Source organism: Gilliamella sp. Lep-s35, from assembly GCF_009795845.1.
In the GTDB taxonomy this organism is placed as follows: Bacteria; Pseudomonadota; Gammaproteobacteria; order Enterobacterales; family Orbaceae; genus Gilliamella.
The window spans coordinates 35754-47881 of record NZ_WTEX01000018.1; the positions used below are offsets into that span (position 1 = coordinate 35754).

At 34.7% G+C, this 12128-nt stretch carries 9 protein-coding genes and 2 pseudogenes; 10 read left to right on the forward strand and 1 reads right to left on the reverse strand.

Annotated features, from left to right (window positions below; all coding sequences use genetic code 11):
- Nucleotides 1–600: 600 nt before the first annotated feature.
- The 4 genes and pseudogenes from coaD to GQ590_RS08755 all read left to right on the forward strand — a co-directional run.
- A complete protein-coding gene (coaD, locus tag GQ590_RS08740) occupies nucleotides 601–1089 on the forward strand; it encodes a pantetheine-phosphate adenylyltransferase (protein WP_160408221.1) in 489 nt (162 codons plus the stop codon).
- Between the two features lie 13 nt (nucleotides 1090–1102).
- Entirely contained in the window at nucleotides 1103–2440 is a 1338-nt protein-coding gene (gene rlmD, locus GQ590_RS08745; RefSeq protein WP_160408219.1) for a 23S rRNA (uracil(1939)-C(5))-methyltransferase RlmD, read from the forward strand.
- A 3-nt stretch (nucleotides 2441–2443) separates the two neighbouring features.
- A complete protein-coding gene (gene relA, locus GQ590_RS08750; protein WP_160408217.1) occupies nucleotides 2444–4702 on the forward strand; it encodes a GTP diphosphokinase in 2259 nt (752 codons plus the stop codon).
- A gap of 464 nt (nucleotides 4703–5166) precedes the next feature.
- Nucleotides 5167–5634 (forward strand): annotated as a pseudogene (locus GQ590_RS08755) (transposase); the annotation flags it as partial.
- 70 nt (nucleotides 5635–5704) lie between these two features.
- On the opposite strand, the pseudogene GQ590_RS12480 reads toward GQ590_RS08755, so the two are convergent.
- Nucleotides 5705–5980 (reverse strand): annotated as a pseudogene (locus GQ590_RS12480) (Bro-N domain-containing protein); the annotation flags it as partial.
- 147 nt (nucleotides 5981–6127) lie between these two features.
- Between GQ590_RS12480 and GQ590_RS12920 the strand changes: the two are divergent.
- The 6 genes from GQ590_RS12920 to GQ590_RS08790 all read left to right on the forward strand — a co-directional run bounded on the left by GQ590_RS12920 (nucleotide 6128) and on the right by GQ590_RS08790 (nucleotide 12018).
- Nucleotides 6128–6307: a tail fiber assembly protein gene (locus GQ590_RS12920; protein WP_160408272.1), complete on the forward strand. Its 180-nt coding sequence runs from the start codon at nucleotides 6128–6130 to the stop codon at nucleotides 6305–6307.
- Nucleotides 6308–6616: 309 nt separating this feature from the next.
- Nucleotides 6617–8374: an aspartate--tRNA ligase gene (aspS, locus tag GQ590_RS08770; RefSeq protein WP_160408215.1), complete on the forward strand. Its 1758-nt coding sequence runs from the start codon at nucleotides 6617–6619 to the stop codon at nucleotides 8372–8374.
- A gap of 9 nt (nucleotides 8375–8383) precedes the next feature.
- Nucleotides 8384–8836 carry a dihydroneopterin triphosphate diphosphatase gene (gene nudB, locus GQ590_RS08775; RefSeq protein WP_065636959.1) on the forward strand — a complete coding sequence of 151 codons (453 nt, stop codon included), beginning with the start codon at nucleotides 8384–8386 and terminating at the stop codon, nucleotides 8834–8836.
- 10 nt (nucleotides 8837–8846) lie between these two features.
- The gene (locus GQ590_RS08780; RefSeq protein ID WP_160408213.1) at nucleotides 8847–9263 is read left to right on the forward strand and encodes a hypothetical protein; all 417 of its coding nucleotides are present in this window, start codon (nucleotides 8847–8849) and stop codon (nucleotides 9261–9263) included.
- 90 nt (nucleotides 9264–9353) lie between these two features.
- Nucleotides 9354–10817 (forward strand): 4-hydroxy-3-polyprenylbenzoate decarboxylase, encoded by a 1464-nt coding sequence (ubiD, locus tag GQ590_RS08785; RefSeq protein ID WP_160408210.1) that lies wholly within the window; start codon nucleotides 9354–9356, stop codon nucleotides 10815–10817.
- Nucleotides 10818–10953: 136 nt separating this feature from the next.
- Complete coding sequence (locus GQ590_RS08790) at nucleotides 10954–12018, forward strand: SEL1-like repeat protein (RefSeq protein ID WP_160408209.1); 1065 nt, start codon at nucleotides 10954–10956, stop codon at nucleotides 12016–12018.
- Nucleotides 12019–12128: the final 110 nt, after the last annotated feature.

The following is a 12128-nucleotide window of genomic DNA, read 5'->3' on the forward strand; positions in this document are numbered from 1 at the left end:
TTACGGTAATAAATATCCATAAAAAACAAAATTAACGCCCTATCACAGACACACGATAAGGGCTGATATCATAAAGAAAGCTAGAAAATATTTACCTTTCCACATTCATTTGATTTTTTTAGTTTTTTTACATAAACGTAGTACACTCCTGAAACTTTTTGACAAAATGACGCTGTCTTTATTTATTTAAATAAAATATCTGTTTAGATAAACTGAGTAATAACCAGCATATCAACTAAAAATCGACAAAAATCACCTGTCCACAAACCAATGGAAAAACCGAAAGCGTGATGCGAGTTTGAATTGAGATGTGGTATAAGCAGCCAATATTAGCGATTGAAAAGAGATAAAACAGAAGCTTAAACACTTTATTAATTGTTGTAATACCGTTAAAACCTATAAAGCAATTTTAGGAAAAACACCTTATGCGTTTTTAGAAGGGGATTTTAATCATGAAATGTAACAACACGATGTTTTCCTGCACCTGCAAAAAAGTAAGCATTTAAGAGCAAAACAATGCGGAATTTATAAGGTTAAACTAACATTCATTTATAAAATTAGGTATCATATAAGAATCAAACCTACTGGATAACATCACTCATGAAAAGTAAAGCTTTAACCGCAATATTCCCTGGCACGTTCGATCCGATCACTAATGGGCATATCGACCTTATTACTCGGGCTTCGTTACTCTTTCCTAGATTAATTATTGCCGTTGCTGAAAATCCTAATAAAAATACACTTTTCACATTAGAAAAACGTGTTAACTTAGCTTCAACCGCTGTTGAGCATTTACTTAATGTTGAAGTTATCGGTTTTAACAATTTAATGGCTAACTTTGCGTTAGCGCATAATGCCACGGTTATCGTTCGTGGAGTACGCACCACAAATGATTTTGAATATGAACGACAATTGGCTGAAATGAATCGGGCGTTAAAATCAGATTTAGATACAATATTTTTAATGCCATCAATCGCAATGGGATTTATTTCATCAACAATAGTTAAGGATGTCGCTTACCATGGTGGTGACGTTTCAAACTTAGTTCCTTTGCATGTTCAAACAGAATTATTAAAGCGCTTAACATAAGTTAAAAACGGATATGGTTAATTTTTACACTCCACAGAAAAAGAAGCTCAAACCACAAAAATTGACAGTAACAGTTTCATCCTTAGATACTTTTGGGCAAGGTGTTGCTAATCATAATGGTAAAACAATTTTTGTTAAATCTGCCTTGCCTAATGAAACCATTGATGTTGAAGTAACTGAAAATAAAAAAAATTATGCTAAAGCCAAAGTTATTAAATATCATAATTTGAGTAAAGACCGAGTCAAACCACAATGTGAATATTATCAAAAATGTGGCGGTTGTGAATTGCAACATATTTCGCCGCATTTACAACAACAAGCAAAGTATGATGCATTAATCAAACTGTTACAAAAAGAAACAGGACAACCATTAACCAATATTACTCAAAATCCCACACACATTATTGCCGATCAGCCTTATCATTATCGTCGACGAGCAAGGCTTTCGATTAATATTATAAAAGGCGAATTAGTGATTGGGTTTCGTCAAGCTGAATCAAACCAAATAACCAATATTAAACATTGTCCTGTATTAGTTGTTGAGTTAGATTCCTTGCTAGCACCTTTACAAAGCGTACTAAACCACATCAAACAGAAAAAAGCGCTTGGTCATATTGAATTAATTTCAGTCGATAGTGGCATAATTATCGTCTTAAGACACACTATGCCATTAACTGAACATGATAGTAAATTATTAAAACAATTTGCCGAAGATAACAATATTTCACTTTATTTTCATGGCAAAGAATTAGTGCATATTACAGGTAATACTGAACATTTTTATTTAATTAATAACCTAAAATTAACGTTTAGCCCTCTCGATTTTATTCAAGTAAATTGTAAAATAAATCAAAAAATGATTAATCAGGCGCTTGAGTGGCTAACGTTAAAGCCAACAGATCAAGTTTTAGATCTTTTTTGTGGTATGGGTAATTTTTCATTACCTATGGCAACATTATGTAAAACTGTAACGGGAGTTGAAGGGGTTGATGCACTGGTTGCAAAAGCAAAATTAAATATTCTATTAAATAACACTAAAATTTGTGCTGAAACCAATTTTTTAACTAGCAATTTAGATGATAACCAACAATTTTCAGTATGGTGTCAATCACAATTTGATAAGGTATTATTAGATCCTGCAAGAGCAGGAGCACTTAATGCAACACTAGAAATTGCAAAATTGGCTCCCTCAAAAATTGTTTATATATCGTGTAATCCTGCAACACTAGCCCGAGATAGCAAACAACTTATCCAAGCAGGATACCAAATTGAGCAAGTTGCAATTTTAGATATGTTTCCACAAACTAAGCACATTGAATCAATGTTGTTGTTAACGAAATCAGGAACATAAATTATGGTATCGATTAGAGGCGCACACCAACATAGCGAAGAACATTATCCACTTACCCAGTTTGATGTTGAACGATGGGCAAAACAAGAGTTATTACTAACTAACCCCGCATCTTATACAAAATTTAGAGAAGTCTGGGACTTTTGTTTTGAAAGTAGCGCAGGTGCACCAGAGCAAATCTATTGTTTTCAAAATTCAATAGAAATGGTCGAAATATTAGCAACACTTAATATGGACATTAATAGCTTATGTGCGGCTTTATTACTTCCTTTTGTTGATAGCAAAATAATTCGTCGAGAAGATATTCCTGAAGATTTCGATCGTGAAATTTCTCATATCATTTCAAGCATTGTCAGAATGAAAGAAATTCGTCAACTACGCGCAATTCGTAACGGCAGTGCAACCACTGAACAAATTGATAGTATTCGCCGCATGTTACTGGCAATGGCAAATGACTTTCGCAGTGTTATTATAAAATTGGCAGAACGTATTACCTATTTGCGCAATTTAATCAATGCACCGCAAGAAGAGCAAGTGCTTGCGGCTAAAGAGTGTTTTAATATCTATGCACCTTTAGCCAATCGCTTAGGTATAGGGCAATTAAAATGGGAGCTAGAAGATTTTTGCTTCCGCTATTTACATCCTAACGAATATCATTTTATTGCTAAAAAATTACATGAAAAACGACTAGATCGTGAATTATATATCAACCAATTTGTTCATCATTTACAAGATTTAATGAACCAAGATCACGTTCGTGCTGAAGTTTATGGTCGCCCTAAACATATTTATAGTATATGGCGAAAAATGGAACATAAACACCTTAAGTTCGAAGATCTCTATGATATTCGGGCTGTGCGTATTATCAGCGATAGTATCGAAGATTGTTATAACGCATTAGGCATTGTGCACAGTCATTACAAACATATCGCCAAAGAATTTGATGATTATGTTGCCAACCCTAAACCGAATGGTTATCAATCAATTCATACGGTTGTTTATGGTCCACAAGATAAAACAATTGAAATTCAAATCCGTACTGAACAAATGCACAACGATGCTGAACTTGGCGTTGCCGCTCATTGGAAGTATAAAGAAGGCAGTACGGATAAAATGACCGCTTATGATCAGCGAATTTCTTGGCTGCGAAAATTATTAACATGGCAACAAGAAATGTCAGAAAGCGGCGAAATCCAAGAAGCGGTCCGTAGTCAAATTTTTGATGACCGAGTTTATGTATTTACGCCTAAAGGTGATGTGGTTGACTTACCAGCAGATTCAACTCCGCTTGATTTTGCTTACCATATTCACAGTGATGTTGGACACCGTTGTATTGGTGCAAAAGTTAGTGGACGAATTGTACCATTTACCTACCGCTTAAAAATGGGCGATCAAATCGAAGTTATTACTCAAAAACAACCTAACCCAAGCCGCGATTGGCTAAATCCTAACACAGGATTTATTAACAGTAGCCGAGCCAGAGCTAAAATTCAAACTTGGTTTAAAAAACAAGATCGACATAAAAATATTGCCGCTGGTCAACAAATTTTAGAGCATGAGCTTGAACCTTTAAATATTAGTATAAAAAGTGTTGAAAAGATCCTAATCAACAAATATAACGCACATTCGTTTGACGAAGTGCTTGCTGGTATTGGTAGTGGTGATGTAAGAATTAATCAATTAGTTAACTTCATCAATGCACAATTTAATAAACCGACAGCTGAAGAAGCCGACGAAGCGGTATTAAAACAAATTGCTCAAAAGTCAAACATACAAACTAAAAATACCAATAAAACTAATAATAAAAAAGGAAGTGAAATTATTATTGAGGGTGTGGGTAATTTAATGTACACCATAGCAAATTGCTGTCGCCCTATTCCTGGTGATCCCATTGCAGGATTTGTTACCCAAGGACGAGGAATCTCAATTCATCGTGCTGATTGTGAACAGTTGCAAGAGCTTAAAAATCATGCTCCTGAACGTATTACCCATGCAGTATGGAACAGCAATACCTACTCAAGCTACACCATGGTAGTACAAATTGTTGCAAACGATCGAAGTGGTTTATTACGAGATATTACTACTGTTTTGGCTAATGAAAAGGTAAATGTTCTAGGACTAATTAGTCGCTCAGATATGAAACAACAACTAGCAACAATCGATGTCGATATGGAAATATTTGACCAAGACTCATTAAATCGAGTACTCAATAAAATCAAACAACTCCCCGATGTTGTTGAAGCAAAACGTTTTCAAGGCTAATTAACATAAAAATCGCCACTTTTATAATATTAGTGGCGATTGAATGGCAATGTTTGACTGATATATTTAAAAGCAATAAATTAAAAATAAATCAATACATTAAAACACCAATAATAGTGCATTTTAACAGCAATTCTTTATTGGTACTTAATGACGATTCAACAAGTACCGCATCAATTTGATCGGTCGTAAAGTTGTCATTTCTTGCTCGGTTGTTTTAATTTGCTTGATATTGTCTAAAAGGTTGGGTTTGTTCCACTCTCCTAACCGTTTTAATTCATTGAATACAGAATGGAAATAAACAGGCTCCAAACTTAAAGTTCACTTTAAGATCTTTGCGTACAGTCATTTTAATGATATTAAAAAACCCACTAAAGTGGGCTCAGATTGATGACAAAGAACTCGCTTTTTGGCGAGTTCTTTGATCTAATAGAGAAGAGTCCATTATTAAAAGGAATTCTTCTATGCTAAAAAAACCAACGCCAGCGACACCCGAAAAAATAGAGCAAATTTCGTTAGATGCGCTTGTCCCTCAAAATCGCCTTGTTCGTAAAATAGCTAAAGTCATTGATTTTGAATTTATTCGAGAAGCGGTAGCGCCACTTTATTGGCCTAATAACGGTCGTCCGGCAGAAGATCCGGTCAGACTGTTTAAAATTATGCTATTGGGGTATCTTTTTGGTATCCCCAGTGAGCGTCGTCTGGTTCAGGAAATTCAGGTCAATTTAGCTTACCGTTGGTTTCTGGGAATGGGCTTAACCGAAAAAGTGATTGATGCCTAGGCACTCAGCCAAAATCGTCGCCGTCGGTTTAATGATAGTGAAATTTATCAGCAGATTTTTGATAATATTGTTGAGCAAGCCATTGCCAAAGGGTTGATAAGTGGTCGGGTTTTATATACGGACAGTACTCACCTAAAAGCAAATGCCAATTTTGTTGTTGCTCACTATTAATTGTTAATGAGTAACTGCCAGTCTTGCGGATTGTTGATAATAAATCTTCCATGACCCATTCTTCAAAAATAACAGCTTTCTCTTGTTTACTTTTAATGATTAATCTAAATAAATTTGCCTCACTAATATAAGTCATTTCTTGATTACCACCTTTTGTAAGGGTGTACCGTTTTGTTACACCCTTTTCTTTGCAATGTAACTCTATTGCTCTGCGTGGTTTTTTATATTCAAGAATAGAACAAACGTCATTAGCTAAAAAACATAATTGGTTGTTAATTTCAGTGGTACGAACGGGTGAATTATTGAAGTTGAAAGTAAAGCCCATTACATCTAATGAAGGGAAAATACCCACAATTTATCTCGGAGATGGTTTTACACTGTTAGAACCATTTGAATTTTGCAGATGGGACGGCAAAAAATGGGTATTAGATGAAGAAGAAATGCAAGAGTTTAAAATCAAAAAAATGTAACTATTAGAGACTCTTTACTAAATGAAGCTAATACAGAAATTGAAATCATTAATCGAGCAATTCGACTACACAGAGCATCTGAATCAGATAAAACTCGTTTAGAAAAGTTAGAGGTTTATACTATCGATTTATACGAACTAGATTTAAATAATGTTGACGTCGTATTTCCCAAAAAGCCGTAAACTGTAATTCACTTTCAAATATAGAAATAAACGGCGTGGTTAATTATCAATTAATTTAAACAATAATTATCACACGCCGCATCATCATTTTCAATGAGGAATCTGATGCTATTTTTTTATGAAATTAAGATGTAATTAGTATCTTTTTGAATTTAATTATATTTTATAAAAACTTTCATAAAATAAATTTATTATCAAAAACTAACTATAAATAAATTAAATGACAATTATTTTAAATCATGGTCTTTATACCCTGATAAATTGCTCTATAATAATTATCATTTTGTTAATAGTTTACAGGGTATTTTAATGAGAACAATTTATTGCGGACAACTCAATGCAAGTCATATTAATCAGGAAGTTACGTTATGTGGCTGGGTCAATAAGCGTCGAGACTTAGGCGGTATGATTTTTATTGATATGCGTGATCGTGAAGGTATTGTGCAAGTTTTTTTCGATCCTGATTATCAACAAGCCTATCAACTTGCTGGTGAACTTCGTAATGAATTTTGTATCCAAATTAAAGGTAAAGTCAGAGCTCGTCCTGAAGGTCAAATCAATAAGGATATGGCCACAGGCGAGGTTGAAGTATTGGCGACAGAATTAACGGTATTTAATCGTAGCGATGTTTTACCGCTTGATTTTAATCAAAATAATAGCGAAGAACAGCGTTTAAAATATCGTTATATTGATTTACGTCGCCTTGAAATGTCAGCTATTTTTAAAACTCGAGCTAAAATTACGGCGTTTGTTCGTTCGTTTATGAACGAACATGGCTTTTTGGATATCGAAACCCCTATGTTAACCAAAGCAACGCCTGAGGGAGCTCGAGATTATTTAGTTCCAAGCCGTATTCATAAAGGTGAGTTTTATGCGCTTCCACAATCACCTCAATTATTTAAACAATTGTTAATGATGTCAGGTTTTGACCGTTATTATCAAATTGTAAAATGTTTTCGTGATGAAGATTTGCGAGCAGATCGTCAACCAGAATTTACACAAATTGATGTCGAAACGTCATTTATGACAGCCGAGCAAGTGCGCGATATTATGGAACAGATGATTCGTGAACTTTGGTTACATGTTAAAAATGTGGATTTAGGTAAGTTTCCTATTATGACTTTTGCCGAGGCGATGCGCCGTTATGGTAGTGATAAGCCTGATTTGCGTAATCCGCTTGAAATTATTGATGTGGCTGATTTAGTTAAAGATGTTGATTTTAAAGTATTTTCAACACCAGCAAATGATCCAAAAGGACGTGTAGCATTACTTTGTGTTCCAAATGGCGCTCAATTAACACGTAAACAATTGGATGAATATACTCAGTTTATTTCTGTTTATGGCGCTAAAGGTATGGCGTGGATTAAAGTAAACGAACGTAGTAAAGGGTTAGAAGGCGTACAAAGCCCTGTTGCAAAATTCTTTAATGAGTCGCAAATGGAAGCGTTGCTTGATCGTGCTAATGCAAAAGATGGCGATATTTTATTATTTGGTGCCGATAGCTATAAGGTTGTTAGTGATGCGTTAGGTGCGTTGCGGTTAAGAGTGGGTAAAGATTTGGGCTTGACTGATGAAAGTAAATGGGCTGTGCTTTGGGTTGTCGATTTCCCTATGTTTGAAGAAACCGATGAAGGTTTAAGTGCTATGCATCATCCGTTTACTTCGCCGAAAGACTTTACACCTGAACAGCTTATCCAAAATCCTGAAAATGCAGTTGCAAATGCTTATGATATGGTGATTAATGGTTATGAAGTTGGTGGTGGTTCGGTTCGTATTCACCGTAGCGAAATGCAACAGGCTGTTTTTTCTATTTTAGGTATTAATGAACACGAACAACGTGAAAAGTTTGGTTTTTTACTTGATGCGTTAAAATATGGTACACCACCTCATGCAGGATTAGCATTTGGTTTAGATCGATTAACAATGCTGCTAACAGGTACTGATAATATTCGCGATGTGATTGCATTCCCGAAAACAACCGCAGCAACTTGTTTACTTACTGATGCGCCAAGCCCAGCTAATGCGGCAGCATTAACTGAACTTGGTATTGAAGTCAGTAAAAAGTAGTGATATTTGATGCAAAAATTTAAGAATCCTGAATCTGTTCTGGTAGTAATATACTGCCAGACAACAGGGCGTTGCCTTATGTTACAACGGCAAGATGATCCTTGTTTTTGGCAATCAGTAACGGGTAGTATGGAAGTTAATGAATTACCAAAACAAACTGCGATTCGTGAAGTTTTCGAAGAAACTGGCATTAATATTATTGAACAAAACCTTGAGTTAATTGATGCAAAACATTCTATTGAGTTTGAAATCTTTCCACAATTTAGACATAAATATGCGCCAGAAGTTAAGGTAAATAAAGAACATTGGTTTTATTTGCCACTTATTAATGAGATAACGCCTATGCTTACTGAACATTTAGCTTATCAGTGGCTAACGATTCATGACGCTGCCAAGCTTACCTTATCACCAAATAATAGTGAAGCTATTGGTAAAATTCATAATTTAATTAAATCTAATTGAGAGGCCGAAAATGAAATTGAGTCTATCAGCGATTGTTATGTCTTGTTTATGTTGTTTTGTTTTAACCAGTCATGCTGAGGTAAATGTAAAAAAATGCCAACCTAATCAAAATGATTATATTATTTTTGATGAGTACGATTCGAATATAGCTGAAAAGATAATTGAATATAAATTACATAATCAACCAGAAAAGCGAGAAAACAGTATCATTAAGATATTTGCTAATGAAAATAACGATGATCGAAATGATTGGATAGCTTCTTTTTTGTTTGATGATCAATCTGAGCAATTTCTTTTGTATCAAGTTGATCAAGATAGCTTTGTTGATCTTGATCAAAAGCAATTTGATTCCTTGTTGCCTAAAATTGTTGAGTGTAATCAAAATAAGCAACTACCTATATATAGCGAAAACTTTGATGAAGATTAGTTAAATTCAAAGAGATGTTAAGAGTAAATATTAAAAGATATTTTTGGACTAGTTAGCTGAAAATCAATCAGTAACAGGGAGTAATAATAAATGAATTTTTCAAATCTTAGAGATTTTTTAGATTATCTTGAGCAGCAAGGTGAATTAAAAAGAATTACTTTCCCTGTTAATCCTTATCTTGAAATGACTGAAATCGCTGATCGTGTTTTACGTCGTGAAGGCCCTGCCTTATTATTCGAAAATCCAATTGGTTATGATATGCCTGTTTTATGCAATTTGTTTGGTACCTCTAAACGTGTTGCAATGGGAATGGGGCGTGAAGATACTTCAGCTTTGCGTGAAATTGGTGAGTTATTGGCATTTTTGCGTGAACCAGAGCCTCCAAAAGGCATAAAACAATTTTTTAATGTATTACCTAAATATAAACAAGTGTTAAATATGCCAGTTAAACACCGTTCATCAGCGCCCTGCCAAGAGGTGGTTTTTAAAGATGATGAGGTGGATTTAACTCGTTTACCTATTATGCATTGCTGGCCTGATGATGTGGCACCACTGTTATCTTGGGGGTTAACGATAACTAAAGGTCCTTATAAAGATCGGCAAAATTTAGGCATTTATCGTTTGCAACGTTTAGGAAAAAATAAGTTAATTATGCGTTGGCTTTCACATCGTGGCGGTGCACTTGATTTTGCTGAGTGGCAACAAGCTCATCCTAATGAAAGATTTCCTGTTAGTGTTGCTATTGGTGCTGATCCGGCAACTATTTTAGGGGCAGTGACACCTGTGCCAGATACGTTATCCGAATATGCTTTTTCTGGGTTATTACGAGGTAGTCGAACAGAAGTAGTTAAATCGTTATCAAATGATTTAGAAGTTCCAGCCAGTGCAGAAATAGTTCTTGAAGGTTATATTGATCCTAATGAATTGGCATCAGAAGGTCCATATGGTGATCACACTGGTTATTATAATGAAATCGAGCAATTCCCTGTATTTACCGTGACGCATTTAACTCGCCGTAAAGATGCGATTTATCATTCCACTTATACCGGTAGGCCACCAGATGAGCCTGCGGTTATGGGGCTTGCTTTAAATGAAGTATTTATTCCTATTTTACAAAGACAATTTCCTGAAATTGTGGATTTTTATTTACCGCCAGAAGGGTGTTCATACCGTATTGCGATTGTTACAATTAAAAAGCAATACCCTGGTCATGCTAAACGGGTTATGATGGGGGTTTGGTCTTATTTACGGCAATTTATGTATACCAAATTTGTAATTGTTTGTGATGATGATATTAATGCTCGTGATTGGAAAGATGTGATGTGGGCTATTTCAACTCGTATGGATCCTCATCGAGATACGACATTTATTGATAACACTCCAATAGACTATTTAGATTTTGCTTCGCCTATTTCAGGCTTAGGTTCTAAAATGGGGCTAGATGCTACTAATAAATGGTCAGGCGAAACTAATCGAGAATGGGGCAAATTAATTAAAAAAGATTCCAAAATCGTCGACCGTATTGATGAGATTTGGGAAAAGCTTGGTTTATAGTGCATTGTTAATTAGAGGAAAAATTACAAAATTTGATATAAAAACATAATTTCAAAAGGATAAACATTAAACAAAACTATTCCCTTTTGTTGCAATTATGTATAATTATTACTAATATCATTATAATTAAACAAATATGAAAAAAATCCAAATTCTATTAGTATTATTGTTATCCATTTCTTATAGTGTAATAGCTACAAATTATAAGGCGCAACCAAACAACACGCAATTACAGTTGCAAGAATTAGATTCATTGCTCCCTTCTTTACGTTTATCTGCAGAAAAAGGAAACGCTGAAGCACAGTACTCATTAGGAAGTATCTATAAACAAGGAGCAGGTGTTGAAGCAAGTGATGTTCGTGCTTTTTTTTGGTATAAAAAAGCCGCCGAACAAGGACTAGCCAAAGCGCAAAATAACTTAGCATTTATGTATCAAAGTGGATTGGGCACTCATCGAGATTTAAATGAAGCGGTTAAATATTTTAAATTGGCAGCTGATCAAAATTATGCCTTGGCAAAATATAATTTGGCTTTAATGTATCAAGAAGGGAAAGGTATAGAAAAAAATACCTTAACTGCTATTGACTATTTTAAACAAGCTGGTGACGAAGGTATTTATGATGCTTATCTGAATCTTGGCATGATATATTTTTTTGGTGATGGTGTAAAACGAGATCGAATGACTGCCGCTGATTGGTTTAGTAAAGCCGCTAAAGATAATATTCCTGAAGCTCAATACTATTTAGGGCTAATGTCTGAAAATGGCGAAGGTTTGACTCAAGATTATATAGCTGCTAGCAATTTTTATGCACAGGCGGCAGAACATGGACACGTACCAGCTATGTATAATTTAGCTATTATGTATGTAACAGGTACAGGTATTAAACCAGACAATACACAAGCTGCATATTGGTTTACTAAAGCTGCTGAAGCTGGCAATGCTGATGCGCAATATAATATTGGTGTAATGTATGATGTCGGTGGTGGTGTTGATAAAGATGAAAAAAGAGCCATTGAATGGTATTTAAAAGCGGCAAAGCAAGGAAGTGTTGATGCTCAGTATAATTTAGGTATCAAATATCTAGAAGGCGAAGGCGTTGATAAAGATCAAGAGCGCGCCGTCTATTGGTTTACTAAAGCTAGTGAGCAAGGTGATCAAGATGCTAAAGCTTATTTAGACAATTTATTGCCTAAGAAATAAAAAAGGCTAGTGCCACTTCAGATTAATGACAAACCTCGATATAATTCGGGGTTTATTTTTTATTTAAACCATAAACAGGATTTTTAATTTGGATTTTATTAAATAAATTA